The sequence below is a fragment of the Microbulbifer harenosus genome, from assembly GCF_005771435.1.
Taxonomy (GTDB): Bacteria; Pseudomonadota; Gammaproteobacteria; order Pseudomonadales; family Cellvibrionaceae; genus Microbulbifer; species Microbulbifer harenosus.
In genome coordinates this window covers 81979-103202 of the sequence record NZ_VANI01000010.1, presented here as the reverse complement: position 1 = coordinate 103202, position 21224 = coordinate 81979, and the positions used below count along the sequence as shown (strand labels likewise).

The following is a 21224-nucleotide window of genomic DNA, read 5'->3' as shown; positions in this document are numbered from 1 at the left end:
GAGCTCTGTGCGCGCGCAGAAAGAGATTACACAGCTCAGCACGCAGATTGAGGCCTGGGATCACGCCTTCTATATCGAGCACCGCTCTCTGGTTGACGACGCGGTGTATGACCAGGCGCGCAGCCGGCTTGCCAGCTGGAACATGTGCTTCCCGATGGTCGCACGCAACGCGTCGCAGTCACCGGTACGTTACCCACTGAGTCACCCGATAGCGCAGACGGGGTTGGATAAACTCCGCGATGTCGCGGAGGTACGCCGGTGGTTGGCGCTGCGAGAAGACGTCTGGATACAACCCAAAGTGGATGGCGTGGCGGTAACGCTGGTGTACCGGCGCGGAAAACTCGCGCAGATGATCAGCCGCGGTAATGGCGAGCGCGGTCAGGACTGGACCCATCACGCACTGGTAATTCCCGCTATTCACAACTCGATTCCCGACCGCCGGGAGGTGCTGGTACTGCAGGGCGAATTGTACTGGCAGCTTGATGGCCACATTCAGGCGGAGAGCGACTTCAACGCCCGTGGCCGTGCTGCCGGTGCCATGGCGTCGAACATGCTCTCCAAAGAACAGCGGTTATCCCTTGCTGTATTTGTATGGGACTGGCCGCGCGGACCCGCGTCCATGCCGGAGCGGCTTTCCGCACTTAAATCACTGGGTTACGACACATCTCCCCATACCCATCCCGTAGGCAGTGTGGAAGACGCGCGGAAATGGCGCGAGTTCTGGTATCGTCAACCGCAACCATTTGCTACCGATGGTATTGTGCTGCGCAGGGGCGATCGCCCCGCGGGAAATGACTGGCAGGCACAACCGCCGACGTGGGCTGCGGCCTGGAAGCACCCTGCGGTCACCGCATTGGCAGAAGTGACGGGTGTGGAATTTCCGGTAGGGCGCACCGGCAAAATTGTGCCGGTCGTAACGCTCGCGCCGACGCAGCTTGGCGACCGCGAAATTCGCCGGGTGAGCAGTGGATCCTTCCAGCGCTGGTTGGAATTGGATGTGCGCCCCGGCGACCAATTGCGCATCGGGCTTGCCGGGCAAACCATCCCGCAGATTCGCGATGTCATCCTGCGAGCGACCGAGCGCGCTCCGCTAAGGATACCTGATCCGCACCAATACCATATACTCAGCTGTTGGCGACCCACGGTTGGTTGCGAACAGCAGTTCCTCGCGCGGGTGCAATGGCTGGGAGATCAGCTGGAACTTCGCGGCATGGGAGAAGCGCGCTGGCTGTCACTGCTGGAAGGCGGATTACTGCCCGATCTGCTGGCGTGGTCTGAACTTTCATCTCGGCAATTGACTAGGGTGCCCGGCATTGGTGACAAGCGCGCGAAAAAAATGAAGGGTAGCTTTCAGCGCGCGCGGGAGCTTAGTTTCTCCCACTGGATGCGCGCGCTGGGTATGCCAGCCGCAAACAGTTTTGATGAAAATTTCTGGCGCCGGGAAACCTTTGCAAGCCTTGTCGATCGCGACCCGGAGGACTGGCAGAGCTTCCCCGGTATCGGTCCAAGCCGGTCACGGGAAATCATCGCCTTCCTGCAGCATCCGGAAGTTGAGCAACTACAGCGGAAATTATCCGGAATGGGTATCAGCGGATTCTAGATTATTCTCACCCTCTCTCAGTAAGCGCACACCGTAGATAGCACCGGCAACAGCGTTCTTTTCCGCAACGAACTTGAGTTCGATGACTCCGTCCCTGGATTGCTTAAATACAGCTTCCGGTACCGGATAGTCCACTTCGAAGAAATCATCGCCGTGGCTGCCATCCAGTGAGACCTCGGCAATTTCCACTCCGTTGGCTAGAATGTGAAAACGACGGTTGCTGTCCAGGCCGTAGTAGGTAATACGCAGTGTCTGCGCTTCATTACCCGGATCTTTCAACTGGTAGCTGAACCAGTCGCTGGCATGGCGCCAGTGGCGGCCACGATGAACACCCGCCTCGCTACCCACGCCGGCAAAAAAATGATCCGCCTCCGGTTGCTGCTCTCCCGGCGCTACTTTGTCGATGGTCTGTTGCGCCAGTGCCAGCTGCGCGCGATCCTTCGCTTCGCGCTGTTTTTGTTTCTCTGCCAGTTTCCGCTTCGTAGTGTGAGGCCAATACACGGTGTATCGGGATTCATGTACGCGGTGGAAGGGAATCAATTCCAGGTCGCTATCCGACGAAACAGTTTGCGTCCCCACGACTTTCAGGCTTGCCGGTGCGGCAAAACGCAGCTCATCGCCGGGCAGGCGTTGCAGACCGCGGACAAAATCCCGGTCGTCGCTGATAAAGGTAGGTGTCATTTCCTGTGGGCACATGGGGCCGCTGGCAACGTGCCCCATGCGGCTGTCGTCGGAAAAATAATCCAGTTGTTCACCGGAAATGGGGTCGGTTTTTGCCGCAAGCACCACCGGTCCATAGGTGAGCGCATAGTAGTCTGACTGGTCCGGCAGCTGTTCGGCCTGCGGGTGCATGGGCAAGTGTACCTCAACGCGATCGCCGTCTTTCCAGTGGCGCTCGATGGTAATATAGCTTCCAGGCGCTTGCTCTACAGAGAAGACTTCTCCGTTGACGGTGAGAGAGAGCAATCCTTCCTTCACCCAAACTGGATAACGCAGTTTCAGGCTGAAATCACCGCTGCCGGTGACGGTGAGTACCGTGCGCTCGGTATCAGGGATATGATTCTTCTGACTGATCTGGAGTCCTTTTTCTTTCCAGTCCAGGGTGGAGGGAATAAACAGATTGACGAACAACTCATCGCCGCGATGGGCATAGATCATTTCGCCATATTTACTGTGGTTCTCGATTCCCGAGCCCACGCAACACCACATGGCTGCCTGCGGTTGCGAGTACATGCGATAGTGATTGGGGCGCATGGGTGTGAAGTACACGAGACCACCGGTGTCCGGATTTTGCGAAGACAGGATGTGGTTGTAGAGCGCGCGTTCGTAGTAATGTACGTACCGTGTATCCGGTTCGCTCAGGTATAGCATGCGGGTAAGCTTCAGCATGTTGTAAGTATTGCAGGTCTCCGGCCCTTCCACGTCTTCGATCATCGGTGCAAAGTCGTCGGCAGGGTGGAAGTGTTCACGCACACTGTTACCGCCGATGGCTACGGTGCGGTGTTCTACAACCTGGTTCCAGAAATACGCTGCTGCATCCTGCCACTGCTTATCGCCGGCGAGATCGCCCACTCGCTTGTAGCCGATTACCTTGGGGATCTGAGTGTTGGCGTGCAGCCCGGTCAATGCGTCCTGTTGCTGTTTCAGCGGTTCGAGAATGGTGCGGTGGGAAAGCCGTTTGGCGACGGTCAGATATCTCTGTTCTCCGGTAATTTCCGCTACGTCCGCATAAATCTCGTTCAGGCCGCCGTGTTCGCTTTTCAGGATCTGTTGGACCTGTTCATCTGTCAGGGACTCGACCAGCAGCGCACCCCAATCCGACAGTGCAACCAGCATGGCCAGTGCCTGCTGGCTGTCTGCATATAAATACGCATCGCGCAGCCCTGCATAGATTTTGTGAATGTTGTAGAGCGGCACCCACTTTTCATTGAGCGTAAACAGGTCCGAGCGGATGTTTCCCTGTGCCAGTTCCTGCCACATCGCCTTGCCAGCGGGGATGCCCCCAAGATATCCATTGCCATTTTTGTCCTGGGCGCGCTTCAGTTCATCCAGCATGTAATCGAGACGCTGCTTGATTTCCTGATTACCGGTAGCGGCCCATGCAAGGCTGAGTGCTGTCAGGTAGTGGCCTCCGATATGGCCGTCGAGCCCACTATTTTCCCAGTTGCCGTAGTTGTCCGCTTTGGGTTCCAGTCCCGCGTCCTTCAAATAGGGAGCTAGCAGGCGATCCGGGTTCATGGCGAGGATATATTCGATGTTTTTATCCTGAGCATGTTTAAAGGGGCTATCCAGCAGTCTCACCTCAGACAGTGGAAATGTTTCCAGTGATGGGGATTCTTCATTGCTGCAACCCGTGAGTGTGATTGAGGCCAGGGCCAGGCTCAGGAGTATTCTCTTCATAACGATATGCTTTTAGATTTATTGTTGTGGATGTAGAAAAATTCCAGGTCTATGGGTGCCGCTTCCAGTAACTTTTTCCGGTTACTGGACTTTGAACCCCTGGTAAGAATCAAGCTGGGAAATATTCACCACCGGCCAGAGTTCCTCGTCCCAATCCATGTCCAGAATCTTCAGTTTCTGCAATCCATTGTCGGCAGATTCATACGCGTGCAGCACCAGGTAGTCTTTGCCATTAGAGGTATAGGCACTGTTGTGTCCAAGCCCCGGCCAACGCTCATTGCCAGAAATTAACGGCGTACCACCACCATTCGCCATGTCTATACCATTCTTGTCCAGATATGGCCCGGTCACGGATTTGGATCGGCCGACGGCAAGTCGATAGGTGCTGTCATCCCCCTTGCAGCAGAGCCCCCGGGAAATGAACAGATAATAGAAGCCGTTTTTGCGGAAAAGAAATGGAGCTTCGATTTCCTCCGAGCCCGCCTTATCCACCGGATGGAATTTTTGCCGGTCGCCCCGCGCAATCGTGTGCCATTCCTGTGGCTCCGCCAGTCTCGTCAGCGACGTGTCCAGCTTCACCAGCTTCAGCCCCTCCCAGAAAGAACCGAAACTCATCCACGGGGTGCCGGACTCATCAAAAATTACCGCGGGATCAATTGCATTCCAGTGATCCCGGTGAGGAATTGACTGCACCACAATACCCTGATCCCTCCAACCGTACTCCGGTGAATTCGGGTCCAGAGTCTCGGAAACCGTTACACCAATGGCCGAGGTATTCTTGCCGAAGGCCGAAACCGAGTAATACAGGTAAAAGCGTCCATCGTGCTCGATGATATCCGGTGCCCACAGATGGCCATTAAACGTAGGCGAAACGCTTTTCGCCCAGTCCGGCTCTGTAGCAAAGGCGCGGTCTGAGAATTTCCACTGGCGCATGTCTTGAGAGCGATAGATGGTAATGCCCGGGCCAGTGCTGAACAGGTAAAAGGTATCACCTTCTTTTGCCATTGCCGGGTCGTGGACATCGATCTGGCGTTCGTGTGCTGTGTCACTTTCGGCGCAGGCCGTCAGGGCGAGGCCTGCACTCAGAAGGGCGGCGGCACTGCGCCACAGAGCGAGTCGGAGCATATCTCTTCTCTTACGTTTCTCTTTATTCAATTCACGCGCTTTTCTCAATTCCTCGCCCATTGCCGCAGTAAGGACAGCAGGGGTTGGCAGGTTATTGGTAGTATAATAATATTGTTCTCGTTCCGGCAACCGAGAGCGGCGGCGGGACCCAATATCAGAACAAAGATAACGAATAAACCAAGCGATGAAGATTCGATACCTGCACAGAGCAGCGCTCGGCGCCGTCTTGCTGTGGCTGGCGGCACCGCCGGACACCGCGATGGCCGATTCCCCCTCGGCAGCGCCGCGATCCGCGCCGGCCGAGAGTCTTGTTTACCCCAATCCGCTAGTGCCGCGACGGGCCGACCCGTGGATGTTGCGGTATCGGGATCACTATTACTTTATCGCCACGGCACCGGAGTATGACCGTATCGAGCTACGCCGTGCCGATACCATTGCCGGTATCACTGCCGCAGAGCCCGAGGTTCTCTGGCGTAAGCACACCACGGGTCCCATGAGCGAACATATCTGGGCACCGGAACTGCACCGGATCGACGGAGCCTGGTATATCTATTTCGCGGCCGGTGAGGCGGAAAATCCCTGGAAGATTCGCATGTATGCCCTGCGCAACCCGGCGGAAAATCCGTTGCACGGTGAATGGGAGGAGATGGGGACTATTGCCACACCGGTAGACAGCTTTTCGCTGGACGCCACCAGCTTCGCGCACAACGGCAAGCGTTACCTGGTGTGGGCCCAATACGACACCCAGAATGACCTCGGCTCTCAGTTGTTGATGGCCGAGCTGGAATCGCCGACAAAAATCCGCGAGCCGGTCGTTACTCTGTCGACGCCGACATTCGATTGGGAAATTCAAGGCCACAAGGTCAACGAAGGCCCGGCAGTGTTGCAAAAAGACGGTCGCATATTTATTACCTACTCGGCCAGCGCCACTGATGCCAACTATGCCATGGGGCTCTTGTGGGCCGACGATGACGCCGATCTGATGAACGCGCGCAGCTGGCACAAGTCCCCGCAACCCGTATTCGCCAGTAATGCCGATGTGAAACGCTATGGCCCCGGGCACAATAGTTTTACCCTGGCAGAGGACGGCAAAACGGATCTTCTGGTGTATCACGCGCGCGATTACCGCGAGATTAAGGGTAATCCGCTGAACGATGGTAATCGTGCGACCCGGGTGCGTGTGCTGCACTGGGATGAAACCGGTATGCCGGATTTTCGTCAGCAGGAACCCGATTGATCGTTTTTTGCAAGGGCCTGCAGGCAGGCTCCCATGAAATGTACTGAATAAATGAATTAACGCGAGTGAGAAAGATGAGAAAGCAATTGATCTCCTGCCTTGGCACACTTGGCTTGGCGAGCGCGGCGACCACTGTGCTGGCAGCCAACCCAATCATCACCGATGTTCTCACCGCTGATCCGGCTGCCATGGTGCACGACGGCACCGTTTACCTGTATACCGGCCACGACGAAGCCAAAGACAACAAGGGCTTCTACGAAATGCACAAGTGGTTGCTGTTTACCTCCACCGATATGGTGAACTGGAAAAATGAAGGGTCTCCGCTGGCGGTAAAGGATTTCAAGTGGGCGAGAGGCGATGCCTGGGCCAGTCATGTGGTGGAGAAAGACGGAAAATTCTATTTTTACACCACCGTGCGTCACGATGAGAGCAAACCTGGTTTTGCCATCGGTGTAGCGGTTTCCGACAATCCGAGAGGCCCGTTCAAAGATGCTCTTGGCCGCGCACTGATCAGCAACGACATGACCACCGATACCGAAATCGACTGGGACGATCTGGACCCGGCGGCGTTTATTGACGACAACGGTGAGGCCTATCTGTTCTGGGGCAATACCAAACCACGCTGGGCCAAACTCAAGGATAATATGATTGAGCTGGATGGCCCCATCCACAGTCTGGACCTGCCGAACTTTACCGAGGCGCTTTACGCGCACAAACACGGCGATTACTACTATCTGACCTACGCCATGGGCTTCCCGGAAAAAATAGGCTATGCCATGAGCAAGTCCATTGAAGGTCCCTGGGAATACAAGGGAATTCTCAACGAGCTGGCGGGAAACTCGAACACCAATCACCAATCCGTTATCGACTATAAGGGCCGCTCATTCTTTATCTATCACAACGGCGGTACCCCTGAGGGGGGCAGTTTCCGCCGATCTGTGTGTATTGACGATCTGCACTACAACGAAGACGGTACCATCAAGCGTGTAGTGATGACGTCTGAGGGTGTGGCGCCGGTCAAATAATCCGGTCTCCTTTACTGAGGCCCGTGACTGGGCTTCCGCGAAAACAGAGCACGACAGTTTTACGCCAGAATAACTTATAACCAGGCACTACTGCGATGAGAAAATACCTGATCCCGGCACTGATGCTGGCCTATATATTGGCCATTACTGCCTGCGAGCAAAAAACAGACTACAAACTACAGAGTCCCGACGGGAGCCTGGAGGTAGTCTTTTTCCTCAACGATTCCGGCGAGGCCCGCTATGCTGTTCGCCGCAATCAGGTAACAATACTGAACAATTCGGCTCTCGGTATTGTCCTGGACGAGCGCGACCTGAGTAGTGATTTATCGCTAGTATCGGTAAGTAACCCCAAGCTGGTACACGACGAGTATGAATTGCATCACGGTAAGCGCCGACATAATACCTACACCGCCATGGAGCAGGTATTCCAACTGCAGAACAGTGAACAACAGAAACTGGAAATCGCTTTTCGTGTCTCCAACGACGGCGTGGCTTTCCAGTACCGTCTACCGGGAAAATCAACTGAGATCGCAAGCGTAACCGCGGAGAATACCAGTTTTGGTTTCGCCGAGACCACAAAAGCCTGGCTGCAACCGGTGGCTGTGGCGCAGACTGGTTTTGCCAACACCAACCCGTCCTATGAAGAACACTACCGTATGGACATCCCGGTGCGCGACGTCGAAGCCAGCGCCGCGGGTTGGGTGTTTCCGGCACTGTTCAAAACCGACGGCGGCTGGGTGCTGATCACCGAGGCGGGAATGGACGGCCACTATCACGCTTCACGCCTGCAGGGTGAAGTTGACAATGGCGAGTTTCGCATCGGCTACCCCATGGATGCGGAGCGTTTTACAAATGGTGCGCTGCTGGCGCAGTCGCAGCTGCCATTCCAATCTCCCTGGCGGATCATTGTCGTAGGTGGGCTCGACACGATTGTTGCTTCCACGCTTGGTACCGATCTTGCCGAGCCCGCCATCGCGGCGATGGAATGGGTAAAACCCGGGACAGCCAGTTGGAGCTGGGCGCTGCTGAAAGACGACTCCGTCAATTACGACACCCAAATGCGTTTCATCGACTATGCCGCTGACATGGGATGGCCCTATGTGTTGGTGGACGCCGACTGGGACCGAAAAATCGGGTATGAAAAAATCGCCGAACTGGCAGACTATGCCGCACAGAAAAAGGTGGCCCTGCTGTTGTGGTACAACTCCTCTGGAAGTTGGAACACTACCGAGTACACGCCGAAGAGTGCACTGCTGACCCGGGAACAGCGCCGCGCGGAATTCGCCCGTTTGCAGCAAATGGGCATCGCTGGGATCAAGGTGGATTTCTTCGCGGGCGATGGTGTTTCCATGATCGATTACTACCGCCAGATTCTCGCCGATGCTGCGGATTTTGAATTACTGGTGAATTTTCACGGTGCCACCTTGCCGCGCGGACTGCAGCGCACCTTTCCGAATTTCATGACCGCGGAGGCGGTGCACGGCTTCGAGATGATCACCTTTATGCAGTCGTCTGCCGACAAAGCCGCCGCGCATATGGCGATGCTGCCGTTTACCCGCAATGTCTTTGATCCCATGGATTTTACTCCCACGGTATTTTCCGCAATCCCAAATATCGAGCGCCGCACCAGTAATGGATTCGAGCTGGCACTGCCGGTACTTTTCCTGTCTGGTATACAGCACATCGCTGAAGTCGGCGAGGGCATGGCACAGGTACCGCAGTTTGCGCGCGACTACCTGCGGGATATTCCTGCAATCTGGGACGAGAGCCGCCTGCTGGATGGCTACCCGGGTGAGTTCGCGGTGATTGCCCGTCGGAGTGGTGACAGCTGGTATATATCCGGCATCAACGCCAGCGAGCAGGAAAAAACATTGCAATTGGATCTCTCATTTATTGGTGCCCGGCTCGGCAGCCTGATTGGCGATGGTTCCAATGCGAGAGAGCTGGTGCACAGCGAGATAGAAAGCGGCAGCAGTGTGAGCATTTCCATGGCATCCTGCGGCGGATTTGCGCTGCTCTTTCCCGCGGACGCACTGGCAAAAAACTGAAACTCAGGTAGTACCATGCACAGACATATACGGTCTATTCCCAAGTCTATTTTTGTTGGAATGGCCCTGGCGGCACTCTCTGCCTGTCAGCCTTCCGCCGACAAGGGAGAGGCAGCGACCGAAGCTGTACTAATGGGCAGCACACCGCTGATGGGCGTACAACCGGCGCAGGCCCAGGCGACGCCGGAAGGTATGTTCGCCAACCCGTTGTTTGCCAACGGTGCTGATCCGTGGCTGGAGTACTGGGACGGAAACTACTATCTCACCACCACTACCTGGACGTCCCAGCTGGTAATGCGCAAATCGCCAACGCTCGATGGTCTCGCCACCGCCGCGCCGATCAATATCTGGTCCGACACCGACCCGGCGCGGTGCTGCAATTTTTGGGCGTTCGAGTTCCACCGCTTGAATGGTCCCAACGGTTGGCGCTGGTATCTGATGTACACCTCCGGCCAGCACGGCACCCTCGACCACCAGCATCTTTCGGTTCTGGAAAGTGTCGGCGATGATCCCATGGGCCCATATGTCTACAAGGGGTCACCTATGCCAAATTCCTGGAATATCGACGGCACTTACTTCGAGCACAACGGCCAATTGTACTTGCTATGGTCAGAATGGGTGGGTGACGAGCAGCTGAACTGGATTTCCAAGATGACCAACCCCTGGTCCATCGAAGGGCCGCGGGTGGTCATTACCCGTCCAGAAGCCGAATGGGAGCAGAGCGGTCGCAAGGTGAATGAAGGCGCGGAAATTCTGAAAAAGGATGGCCGCACGTTTATGATTTATTCCGCAAGCTCCTGCGATACACCGGATTACAAGCTGGTAATGAAGGAGCTCACCGGTGATGACCCCATGAATCCGGAGCACTGGACCAAACACCGCGAGCCGGTGTTCCAGCGCGGCAACGGCGTATTCGGCCCCGGCCATAACGGCTTCTTCAAATCGCCGGACGGCAGCGAAGACTGGATCGTCTACCACGGTAATTCCAGAGAGACCGATGGTTGCAGTGCAACCCGTTCAGTGCGCGCGCAGAAGTTTGACTGGAAGGATGACGGTACCCCGAATTTTGGCGTGCCGGTTCCGGAAGGCGAACTCCAGAAATTGCCGGCGGGTGAAAACGGCCCGATCACCACTCGGGTGCAGGGCGCGCGTTGGACACTCGCCAGTGCGGTGAACGATCTGTGCCTGACGGGCAAGGGGAGCGGAAACTGCAAATCCGCTGACAGCGAATGGGTTCTGGATAGTACCGCCGATGGTGCCTACCGCCTGGCCAATGCTGTCAGTGGAAATTTCCTCGACGGCAGCGGTGAACTGGCCCCCTGGACCAATACCGATGCGCAGCGCTGGACGTTACAGCAGAGCGACAATGGCTGGGTACAACTGCTGAACCGGCGTTCCGGACAGGCTCTGCAGGCGAAAGACTGCAGTGGTGATGGTTGTACACAGTGGGCTCTGCAACCAGCCGGCGAAGTGGCAATTGCCAGTGTGCAGAGTGGACGCGTATTGCAGGTGGCGGGATGCGCCGCGGGCGGGCAGGTAAGTCAAGGTGCCTGGAAAGGAGAATCCTGCCAGCGCTGGAGTCTACAGCGGGAGGACGAGGGTTTTGTGAGCATCCGCAGCGGCGAACGGTGTGTGACGATTGCCAGCAACGCGGTCGTTCCCGGTGCGCCAGCAGTGCTCGGCCGATGTGACACAACCAGCAGTCAGTGGTTGCTACAACCTTTGGCGGACGGCAGCTTGCAGATCAAAAACCGCGAGAGCAAGCACAATCTGGACCTGGCCCACTGTGGACTCGCCGAGGGCAATACCTTTGCCCAAGCACCGGCGGCGGATAATGACTGCCAGAAATTCCAGCTGCGAGCGGTTCCTGTGCGCGGCTGAGTTCGACCCTGCTAACCGAGTTTATCGGGCTTGGGTGGCTGCAGCGATGTAGACCACCCCTTTTTATTTGAAAACTTGCAGTAAAAAAATAATGGAGAGAAAAGTATGAAACTGAAACACTGCCTCGCCGCCGCGGCAATAGGCCTGTCTTTTTCCGCTGCGGCCGCGGAGGAAAATCTGCGCATCACCATCGATGCCACGAATCCGGGACCAACCATCGACCGGGATATCTACGGCCAGTTCGCCGAGCATCTGGGGCGTGGGATCTATGAGGGTATCTGGGTCGGGAAAGATTCGGATATCGAGAATATTAACGGCTTCCGCACCGATGTGGTGGAGGCCCTGCGCAAGATCAATGTTCCTCTGGTGCGCTGGCCCGGTGGATGTTTCGCCGATGAGTACCGCTGGCGCGATGGAGTTGGTCCGCGGGATCAGCGCCCGGTGCGGGTAAATACCCACTGGGGCGGGGTGGAAGAAGACAATGCCTTCGGTACCCACGAATTCTTTGAACTGGTGGAACTGCTTGGTGCCAGGGCCTATGTAAACGGCAACCTGGGAACCGGCAATCCGCGGGAAATGGCCGAGTGGCTGGAATACATCACCGGTACCAGTAATTCCGCTGTGGTGGAAGAGCGCCGTAAGAATGGCCGCGATAAGCCGTGGTCTGTGGCCTATTTCGGTGTCGGCAACGAGGCCTGGGGCTGCGGCGGACATATGCGCCCGGAGTACTATGCGGATCTCTACAACCACTTCGCCACTTTCCTGAAAACTCCCCGGGGTAGTGAGCCAAAATTTGTTGCCAGTGGTGGCCACACCACCGATACCTCCTGGACCGATACGCTGAGTAAAAACATCCAGCGGCAGATGGACGGCATCAGCTTTCACTTCTACACGCTGCCGACGGGAGAGTGGGACGACAAGGGCGCGGCCATCGGTTTCGGTGAGGACCAGTGGTTTTCCACACTCTGGCAGACCATGCGGATGGACGAATTTATCCGCCTGAACAAGAAGGTGCTGGACAAGAATGATCCGGAGAAAAAGATTGGCTTCTACGTGGACGAGTGGGGCACCTGGTACAACCCCGAGGAAGGGCGCGAACCGGGTTTCCTGTACCAGCAGAATACCCTGCGCGATGCTGTAGTGGCTGCGGTTAATTTCAACATTTTCCACCAACACGCCGATCGCGTGCACATGACCAATATCGCGCAGATGGTGAATGTGCTGCAGGCGATGATTCTCACCGATAAAGAGAAAATGGTGCTGACGCCCACTTACCATGTTTACGACCTTTACCAGGTATTCCAGGATGCCAGCGCGCTACCGTTGGAGATTTCCAATCCTGTGAGTTACCGCAAGGGCGGCAAGTCGCTGCCCGGCGTGAGCGCATCTGCCGCAAAGGGCAAAGACGGCAAGCTGTATCTGTCGCTGGTAAACCTGGATCCGTCGAAGGCACAGACGGTTTCCGTGGATGTAAACGGATTGGAAGTGACTGAGGCCACGGGGCGGTTGCTCACCTCCAGCCGCATGGATGCTCACAACACCTTCTCCTCTCCGAAAAACGTTGGCCCTGCGAACTACCACGCTGCCGAAAGCGCGGGGGAATTGCAGTTGCAGCTGCCCGCCAAATCCGTAATGGTGGTGGCGCTGGGTCAGTGATCTCAGACGAATAGCGCAATAAAAAGGGGCTGTTGTCATACAGCCCCTTTTTTGTATCTGGCCGCTTGATGTAAGACAGGTGTTCGGAAACGGGAGCTGTTGCCGTTAGAATATCCCGTCGCAGGGTCGCTACGCTTACGGCGGAAACGCAGATCGACTGCAGGAAGAATAAAAAACAACCAAAAAAGAAGGTGGCAAATGATTGCTCGTCTACGTCAATGGAAGATTACCGCGCTTGTCGCGATCCTGCTTTTCCCTCAAATGGTGCCGGCCAAAGAACAGTCCTCAACGGAAGGGCTGACAGCGCGGGATTACGGTACTCTCCCCAGTATCAGCATGATGACAATTTCCCCGAGCGGTGAGCGTATCGCCTACCGTAGCACCGCCGACGGCAAGGATTTCGCCATTATTTACTCGCTGAGTGAAAAGCGTCACGTCGCGTCACTGGATCTCAGTGAAATTACCCCGCGCAATATGTATTTCGCCACCGATGATGAACTGATACTGGTGGCTTCCGAGGTGCGCAGGCTCTTTGGATTTCGCGACAAGCTGGACCTCAGCACCGCCTATGCATTCAACCTTGAGCAGCGCGAAGTGCGCCAGCTGTTGACTCCGGGCGATCTCATCTACCGAGGCCAAAGCGGTCTCGGGCGCATTGCCGGCTTCTCGCCAGACAAGAAGTTTGTATATATGCCGGCCTATGTACCGGACGACGAGTATGACCAGTCGCCGCGCATGTCCCTGGTGCAGGTGGAACTCGACTCGCCGCGCCGCCCCCGCGTCCACTTCAAAGGGCAGGACGAATCTATAGATTTCTTCCTGGATGACAAGGGGCAGGTGATCGCCCATGAGCTGTTCGATAATCGCAAAAATCGACACACGATTCTCGCGCTTCAGGGCGACGAGTGGAAGGAAATCTACCGCGAAGACACCGAACTCATGAAAATCTCCGTGGTCGGCCTGACGCCGGACCGCGAATCGCTGGTTCTTGTGGCAAACAACTCCGAGACCAATCGCGATGACTATTTCATCATGGATCTCGTCACCGGCGAGATCGAGAATGCGGGGCTCGGGCGAAGCGATGCCGATATCGAAAGCACCTTCACCGGCATGGACCGGGTTGTGTGGGGCGTGAGCTATTCCGGATTCAACCCTTCCTACAAGTTTTTCGACGAAGACCTCGACAAACGCATGGCAGAGATCCAGGCCTACTTCCCCGAACACTCTGTCTGGTTGCGTGACTGGAGCGAGGGATGGGATGACCTTATCGTGTATGTAGAAGGTTCGAATGTCGCCGGTATCTATTACAAATTCAGTAAAGGACAGGCACCGGTACAGATGGCTTCCGCACGCCCGGGAATTGCGGACGAGATGGTGCATCCGATTGGGCGCATGAGTTTCAGGGCCAGAGATGGAATGATCATTCCCAGTCTGCTCACCATCCCAAGAAACTCCGTTGCAGAGCTGAAAAATCTTCCTGCGGTGCTGATGCCACACGGTGGCCCCGGCTCCTACGACCGTGTGGGTTTCGATTGGCTGGCGCAGGCGCTGGCCAATCGTGGTTACCTGGTGATTCAGCCGCAGTTCCGCGGCTCCACCGGTTTTGGCCTCGCGCATTACACTGCGGGACATGGCGAGTGGGGCGGTAAAATGCAGGATGATCTCACCGATGCGGTGAGCGTGCTGGCAAAAAAGGGAATTGTGGATCCGGAGCGCGTATGTATTGTCGGTGCCAGCTATGGCGGTTATGCGGCACTGGCCGGTGGAGCCTTTACTCCGGAGCTTTATCAGTGTGTGGTCTCCATCAATGGAGTTGCGGATTTGGAGGATATGCTGCGGGATGAGGAGCGCCAACACGGCGACGATCACTGGGTAGTGGCGTACTGGCAGAAAAATATCGGCAAGGGCGAAGCGTCCCGGGATCTGTTGCGCAAGGTATCGCCAGTGCGGTACGCGGACAGTTTTCAGGCTCCGGTGCTGTTGATCCACGGTGAAGATGATCTCACCGTACCTTTCTCGCAATCTAAGGATATGTACAAAAAACTCAAACGCGCGAAAAAGCCGGTGCAACTGGTAGAGCTGAAAGATGAAACCCATCATCTGCTCCACAACGAAACCCGGCTGCAGACAGTGGAAGCAATAGTGGATTTCGTAGACCAGTATCTGCAACCAAGCACAGAATGACCGTATTTTCAGCCCGCTTTTGCGGGCGCCTGAAACCAATTGGAATTATGCGATGAGAATGACCGCAGCAGCTGGCGCTCCGGTGCAGATTAAAAAATGGCTGTCGACCCTGCTTCTACCGACCCTGCTCTCAGCCCCGATCAGCGTTGCCGCTCAGCCATTTACCGTGACTACTGACCTGTTCGATAGCGCGAAGCCGGATACACTGGGACTGTCGACGCCGGAAGGCGTTGAACACGTTACTGTTTACACCGGCGAAGCGGGCAAGAGCCAATATAACCACGGCACGGTCCTGTATGCCTTTGCGGGCAAATTGTATCTGCAGTGGCAGAGTTCCAAGCGTGACGAGGATGCGGCGGATACTTCCGTACTCTACGCCAGCAGCCGCGACGGGCTGCATTGGAGCGAGCCTGCGGTGCTGGAAAAGGCACGCAGCGACGCGTTGGTGACCACTGGTGGCTGGTGGTCAACGGGGGATACACTCTACGCATTCCTCAATGTGTGGCCAAACGATCTGCAACCCCGCGGTGGCCATGTGGAAGTGCTGGCGAGTAGTGACGGTGAGCACTGGAAAAATGTTGGCCGCCCCATTTTTGCCGATGGCCACCCGCTGGACGGTATTATCGAGCAGGATTTCCATCGCTCCCAGCGGGGCCGTATCGTCACGGCACTGCACCGGCAGCCGGGTTTGCGCGCGACTCCGGTTTACACCGATGACGCATCTGCACTTTCAGGCTGGAAGGTCGGTGCATTTACCAATCACTCGATCGAAAAGGCAGTGAGCCGCGAGCTGGAGCCAAGCAGTTTCCGGCGCGAAGACGGGGCCCTGGTAATGGTGTTTCGAGACCAGCAGGGTAGCTTCCGCGTGCTGGCGTCACTGAGTTGGGATAATGGCGAGACTTGGTCCAGCGCGCAGCCTACCAACCTGCCGGACTCCCGCGCCAAACAGAGTGCGGGCAATTTGCCAGATGGCACTGCATATCTGGTAAATAATCCCAGCGGCTCGAAAAACCGCGAGCCGCTGGCGATAACCTTGAGCGGCGACGGTGAAATGTTTGACCAGGCTTTTCTGCTGCGTGCGGGCGGCGCGCAACTTGCGGACCCCCGCTATGATGGTCTGTACAAACGCAGGGGGTTTAGTTACCCGAAATCCTTTGTGTGGAAAAACCATCTGTACGTGGCATACGGGGAAAACAAGGAAGACATCGTCGTTACCCGGGTGCCTCTCGCCAGTCTTCAGGCAGATTGATGGTTTTCTGTTCCATGGATTGTCGCTGCTTATAAGGCTGATATCCCGCGGCTATTGGTTTTCATAATTAAATTGTCACTGTTAATAAGGTCGATAATAACCTCTAATTTCAACGTGATTGTGTACCTCTATAGGATTCTTTTGTCCGATGGATGAAACTATAAGGAACGCAATCCAATGCTCAAGAAAGCCCTGTCACTGGCGGTGACTCTGACAACCGCCATCTCCATTAACGCCAACGCTGCTGCCACTGTCGAGGCCATGTCCAATCAGGACTGGTGGCCCAACCGTATCGATCTGCAACCACTGCGTATGAACGCGGCGAAATCCAACCCGATGGGGGGAAATTTCGACTATGCCGAAGCCTTCAGCAAGCTGGATCTGGCTGCCGTTAAAAAAGACATCGAGACGGTACTCACCACTTCTCAGGATTGGTGGCCTGCGGACTATGGCCACTACGGTCCATTTTTCATCCGTATGGCCTGGCACAGCGCTGGTACCTACCGCGTGTACGATGGCCGCGGCGGTGCCGGGGGCGGACAGCAGCGTTTTGAACCGTTAAACAGCTGGCCCGACAACGTCAGCCTGGATAAGGCCCGCCGCCTGTTGTGGCCGGTAAAGCAGAAATACGGCAACGCCATTTCCTGGGCAGATCTTATGGTGCTGGCCGGTAATGTTGCCCTGGAATCCATGGGCTTCCAGACATTCGGTTTTGCCGGTGGTCGTGAAGACGACTGGGAAGCTGACGTGGTGTACTGGGGATCCGAGCGCGAGTGGCTGGGTAACAACAAGCGCTACGATGGCAAGACGCTGGAAAAGCCGCTGGCAGCCGACCACATGGGACTGATCTACGTGAACCCGGAAGGTCCCAACGGGAACCCGGACCCGAAACTGGCGGCCGCGCGCATCCGCGATACGTTTGGCCGCATGGCGATGAACGACGAAGAGACCGTGGCGCTGATCGCTGGTGGCCATACCTTTGGCAAGGCGCACGGTGCCCACAAGGCCGACAAATGTATCGGTGAAGCGCCCGGCGGCGCGCCGCTGGAAGAGCAGGGCCTCGGCTGGAAAAACAGCTGCGGCAAGGGACATTCCGAAGATACCATCACCAGTGGTCTCGAAGGTGCCTGGACCTCCAATCCCACCAAGTGGACCAACGAATATCTGACCTGGCTGTTCACCCTGGACTGGGAAAAAACCAAGAGCCCCGGTGGTCACATCCAGTGGACGCCGAAAAATGCGGAGCAGATGCAGATAGTTCCGGATGCGCACCTGGCCAGCAAGCACCACGCGCCGATGATGTTCACTACCGACCTGTCTCTGCGTTTTGACCCGGAATACCGGAAAATTGCCGAGCGTTTCCACAGGAATCCGCAAGAGTTTCAACTGGCGTTTTCCAAGGCGTGGTTCAAACTGACCCACCGCGATCTGGGCCCGCGTGCACGCTATCTGGGTGACGAGGTGCCGGAGGAAGTGCTGATCTGGCAGGACGCGATTCCTGAAGTAGACTACACGCTGATCGACGACAAGGACATTGCCGTGCTCAAAGCGCAGGTACTGAAGAGTGGCCTGACGATCCCGCAACTGGTGCGCACAGCCTGGGCTTCCGCCTCTACATTTCGAGGTACCGATATGCGCGGTGGCGCGAACGGTGCGCGCGTGCGCCTGGCGCCGCAGAGCGGCTGGGCTGTGAACAATCCGAAGGAGCTGAACCGCGTGCTGGAGCAGCTGGAGAACATCCAGAAAGACTTCAATCGCAAAGCAAAAAATGGCAAGCGGGTTTCCCTGGCTGACCTGATTGTCCTCGGCGGGGCGGCAGCCATTGAGCAGGGCGCGAAAAAAGCCGGCTACACCGTAACCGTGCCGTTCAAACCGGGCCGCAACGATGCCACTCAAGCAATGACCGACGTGCAGTCCTTTGCGTTCCTTGAGCGCAAGGCCGACGGTTTCCGCAATTACTACAGCGAGGAGGCTCACCTGGCACCGGTGGATATGCTGATCGACAGCGCTAACCTGTTGACCCTGAGCGTACCGGAAATGACGGTGCTGGTAGGCGGCATGCGCACCCTTGGTGCCAACTATGGCGACAGCAAGCACGGTGTATTCACGGATAAACCGGGCACCTTGAGCAATGATTTCTTCGTAAACCTGCTGAGTATGGATACCAAATGGTCCCGGTCTTTCAAGGAAGATGGCTTGTATCAGGGGCTGGATCGCAAAACCGGTAAACTGAAGTGGACCGCCACTCCGGTGGACCTGATTTTCGGCTCCAATTCTGAGTTGCGCGCGGTGGCCGAGATGTATGCCACCAACGACAATGGCGAGAAATTTGTGAACGATTTCGTCCGCGCGTGGACCAAAGTCATGACCCTGGACCGCTTCGATCTGCAGTAATCCGATCTCTCACAGGATGGATTTGCCATAGTGCGAAATGCCGCTGACAGGATGCGGCCAATAAAATGGGCGGCCACTGGCCGCCCATTTTATTTCTTTCGCGAGGCGTCAAACGAGATGTCTGTTGATTGCGGAAATCAGTTGTGGAAAGGCAACGGGTTTGGTCAGGTAGTCGTTCATACCGGCGTCGAGCGCGGCGCTTTGCTGATCCTTGAATGCCGCGGCGGACAGCCCGATGATCGGAATGTGGCGGAGTTCGGGGTTCTGGCGAATCCGCTTGGTGGCTTCGATACCACTGAGGCCGGGTAGCTGCACATCCATAAAAATCATGTCCGGACGAATTTCCTGCGCTTTTTTGACCCCTTCGAGACCGTCGGCCACGAATGTAGCAATCAGCTTTAGGTCGTCGCAGAACGCCTGCATCAGAGCCTGATTCAGCGTATTGTCCTCGAAAATCAATATCTGGACCCCCTCAAGAGCCGGGCCAGGTTGCCGGTGCTCTTCCTGCTGTAGACTGGGCCGTGTCCCTTCCCGCAACGGCAGCTCGACGGTGAAGCGTGCACCGACATTCTCGTTGCTCTCAAGGCTGATGGTCCCTCCGAGCAGTTCCACCAGGCTGCGCGTGATGGGCAGGCCCAACCCTGTTCCCCGGGATTGCCCCGCGAGGGATTTATCAACCTGCTCGAAAGGTTCAAAAATGATGGCCTGCTGTTGCGGGGCAATACCGATTCCATGGTCTGCCACTGCAATCGATAAAATGTTGCCGTGCCGTTTTTCCAGTGTGATGGCAACGTCACTATTGGCTGGAGAAAACTTGATGGCATTACCAATCAGATTGATCAATATCTGCGAAAGTTTTCCGCGATCGATACGAATAAATTCAGGTAAGTCTGGATCTATATCGCAGTGCAATCGCAGGTGCTGGTGGGCAGCCTGGGGTTCACACGATGTCAGTATGTCCTGGATCAGGCCGCAAAGCTGAAAGTCCTCGTCTATTGCCTCGATCTTGCCAGCCTCAATTCTGGAAATATCCAGCACGTCGTTCACCAGCTCAGCCAACTGCTGGCCACTGGTGGCAATTTTCTCCAGAAAGCCGTGAAACTCCTGTGGCAGCCCGAAGCTGCTACTGCGATGGTTCAGCACTTGGCTGAAGCCGACGATGGCATTGAGCGGGGTGCGGATCTCGTGGCTCATGTTGGTCAGGAAGCGGGTTTTCGAGCGGCTGTAAAACTCGGCTTTTTCCTTGGCCTGCATTAGATCGCGTTCGAGCGCCTTGCGTTCGGTGATATCCAGGATCACACCGATGAGGCCGCCGAGGCGACCATCCTGTAGCGCGTATGCGGCTTTATTGAAAATGACATCGTGCAGGCTTCCGTCGGCGTAGACCACCTGGGATTCGTAGATCTGTTGCCCCCGCTGGCGCATCAGTTCGATGTCTTTCTCGTGGTAAACACGCGCCTGGGGTCCCGGCGATACGCCGTAAACGGATCTGCCGATAATCTCCTCCCGGGGCTTTCCCAGGAAGGTTTCAAACGCTCGGTTGCAGCCGGTGTAAATACCGTCGGCATCCTTGTAAAAAATAGGGGCGGGGATGGCATCCACGAGAATCTGAAGAAACCGTAACTGGTCGGCAAGCGCTTGTTCGGTGGTTTTATGTTCACTCAATTCACGCTGAAACTGCTCGCGGAGTTCTTCCTGCTCCACCAGCATCCGGATACGCTGCCGGCGATAGAGCAGGTAGCAGCTGAATCCCACCAGTGCGGCGGCCAACGTCATCCTTACGGCCAAACCGGTCAGCCGTGAGTCCTGCGCTATCCAGATAGCGATCCCCCACTCACAGGCCCCCAACACGGCAAGAATTACAAGGCTGCCCGGCAGGAGGTAGCGATATAGCGGCAGCTGCGCCCTGTTTAAGCGATCCATGGCAAGGTCTGTATTGGCGTCGGTATCCCGCCACCCTAATCAAACATGCCGAGCTCGGCAATCTTTCTGTTTTTCATAATGGTGGCGCGATTTTCTTTTAACCCGGGGCGCCCCAGGTGCAAACCCCGAGCGCAGCGTTCACTGTGTGCCTACTCCACCCGTTTTTATACAGGATTGGGAAATACGTATTTTTCCTTTTCCCGAACCGCTTCAATCTGTGATGTATGTCTTTTTTTTATGATGAGTTTTGCGCCATTGGCCGTTTTTAGCGCGATTGCGTTCGGCACTTGTTGACACGGGTTGAGTGTGAACCCATTTTGTTAGCGCTAACATGTTGGCTGTATGAGAGGGCTTTTCCCGTATCTGCGCAGCGGGACCTCTCCAAAAAAATAATGATTCTCAACATGGAGACGCGATCTGATGAGAAATCTTCGCAATCTGTTCACGCCGTCGCTCGCAGAGTGCAGGCCCGCAAAACAACGCAACAATCTCCGGCCCGGTG

12 protein-coding genes are annotated in these 21224 nt (G+C 56.1%); 9 read left to right on the top strand and 3 right to left on the bottom strand.

The annotated features are described in order from the left end of the window. Positions 1-7: 7 nt before the first annotated feature. A complete protein-coding gene (gene ligB / locus FDY93_RS09930) occupies positions 8-1600 on the top strand; it encodes an NAD-dependent DNA ligase LigB (protein WP_246068537.1) in 1593 nt (530 codons plus the stop codon). On the opposite strand, the gene FDY93_RS09925 is transcribed toward ligB, so the two are convergent. Together FDY93_RS09925 and FDY93_RS09920 are read right to left on the bottom strand one after the other, a co-directional pair. Then, positions 1571-4000, bottom strand: coding sequence for a glycoside hydrolase family 127 protein (locus FDY93_RS09925; RefSeq protein ID WP_138235588.1), 2430 nt, complete (start codon positions 3998-4000; stop codon positions 1571-1573). The two genes, ligB and FDY93_RS09925, sit on opposite strands and share 30 nt — an antisense overlap. Positions 4001-4081: 81 nt before the next feature. Then, positions 4082-5125 (bottom strand): arabinan endo-1,5-alpha-L-arabinosidase, encoded by a 1044-nt coding sequence (locus FDY93_RS09920; RefSeq protein ID WP_138235587.1) that lies wholly within the window; start codon positions 5123-5125, stop codon positions 4082-4084. Between the two features lie 184 nt (positions 5126-5309). Between FDY93_RS09920 and FDY93_RS09915 the strand changes: the two genes are divergently transcribed. The 8 genes from FDY93_RS09915 to katG all read left to right on the top strand — a co-directional run bounded on the left by FDY93_RS09915 (position 5310) and on the right by katG (position 18799). Then, positions 5310-6362 (top strand): glycoside hydrolase family 43 protein, encoded by a 1053-nt coding sequence (locus FDY93_RS09915; RefSeq protein WP_246068536.1) that lies wholly within the window; start codon positions 5310-5312, stop codon positions 6360-6362. Between the two features lie 74 nt (positions 6363-6436). Then, positions 6437-7387, top strand: coding sequence for a glycoside hydrolase family 43 protein (locus FDY93_RS09910; protein ID WP_138235586.1), 951 nt, complete (start codon positions 6437-6439; stop codon positions 7385-7387). 95 nt (positions 7388-7482) lie between these two features. Beyond that, complete coding sequence (locus FDY93_RS09905; RefSeq protein ID WP_138235585.1) at positions 7483-9435, top strand: glycoside hydrolase family 97 protein; 1953 nt, start codon at positions 7483-7485, stop codon at positions 9433-9435. A gap of 15 nt (positions 9436-9450) precedes the next feature. Continuing rightward, positions 9451-11316, top strand: a complete 1866-nt coding sequence (locus tag FDY93_RS09900) for a family 43 glycosylhydrolase (RefSeq protein WP_246068535.1) — start codon at positions 9451-9453, stop codon at positions 11314-11316. Between the two features lie 105 nt (positions 11317-11421). Further along, positions 11422-12972, top strand: a complete 1551-nt coding sequence (locus tag FDY93_RS09895) for an alpha-N-arabinofuranosidase (protein WP_138235584.1) — start codon at positions 11422-11424, stop codon at positions 12970-12972. Between the two features lie 198 nt (positions 12973-13170). Next, positions 13171-15156, top strand: coding sequence for an alpha/beta hydrolase family protein (locus FDY93_RS09890; RefSeq protein ID WP_138235583.1), 1986 nt, complete (start codon positions 13171-13173; stop codon positions 15154-15156). 52 nt (positions 15157-15208) lie between these two features. Next, the gene (locus FDY93_RS09885; RefSeq protein WP_220446155.1) at positions 15209-16405 is read left to right on the top strand and encodes an exo-alpha-sialidase; all 1197 of its coding nucleotides are present in this window, start codon (positions 15209-15211) and stop codon (positions 16403-16405) included. Positions 16406-16582: 177 nt separating this feature from the next. Next, a complete protein-coding gene (katG, locus tag FDY93_RS09880) occupies positions 16583-18799 on the top strand; it encodes a catalase/peroxidase HPI (RefSeq protein WP_138235582.1) in 2217 nt (738 codons plus the stop codon). A 108-nt stretch (positions 18800-18907) separates the two neighbouring features. On the opposite strand, the gene FDY93_RS09875 is transcribed toward katG, so the two are convergent. Next, positions 18908-20722, bottom strand: coding sequence for an ATP-binding protein (locus FDY93_RS09875; protein WP_138235581.1), 1815 nt, complete (start codon positions 20720-20722; stop codon positions 18908-18910). Positions 20723-21224: the final 502 nt, after the last annotated feature.

Excerpts from the sequence above, each read along its gene's own strand:
- FDY93_RS09925 (WP_138235588.1), bottom strand. The coding sequence starts at position 4,000 with ATGAAGAGAATACTCCTGAGCCTGGCCCTGGCCTCAATCACACTCACG.
- FDY93_RS09875 (WP_138235581.1), bottom strand. The coding sequence starts at position 20,722 with ATGGATCGCTTAAACAGGGCGCAGCTGCCGCTATATCGCTACCTCCTG.
- FDY93_RS09915 (WP_246068536.1), top strand. The coding sequence starts at position 5,310 with ATGAAGATTCGATACCTGCACAGAGCAGCGCTCGGCGCCGTCTTGCTG.
- FDY93_RS09920 (WP_138235587.1), bottom strand. The coding sequence starts at position 5,125 with ATGCTCCGACTCGCTCTGTGGCGCAGTGCCGCCGCCCTTCTGAGTGCA.
- FDY93_RS09885 (WP_220446155.1), top strand. The coding sequence starts at position 15,209 with ATGAGAATGACCGCAGCAGCTGGCGCTCCGGTGCAGATTAAAAAATGG.
- FDY93_RS09905 (WP_138235585.1), top strand. The coding sequence starts at position 7,483 with ATGAGAAAATACCTGATCCCGGCACTGATGCTGGCCTATATATTGGCC.
- FDY93_RS09910 (WP_138235586.1), top strand. The coding sequence starts at position 6,437 with ATGAGAAAGCAATTGATCTCCTGCCTTGGCACACTTGGCTTGGCGAGC.
- FDY93_RS09890 (WP_138235583.1), top strand. The coding sequence starts at position 13,171 with ATGATTGCTCGTCTACGTCAATGGAAGATTACCGCGCTTGTCGCGATC.
- FDY93_RS09895 (WP_138235584.1), top strand. The coding sequence starts at position 11,422 with ATGAAACTGAAACACTGCCTCGCCGCCGCGGCAATAGGCCTGTCTTTT.
- FDY93_RS09900 (WP_246068535.1), top strand. The coding sequence starts at position 9,451 with ATGCACAGACATATACGGTCTATTCCCAAGTCTATTTTTGTTGGAATG.
- katG (WP_138235582.1), top strand. The coding sequence starts at position 16,583 with ATGCTCAAGAAAGCCCTGTCACTGGCGGTGACTCTGACAACCGCCATC.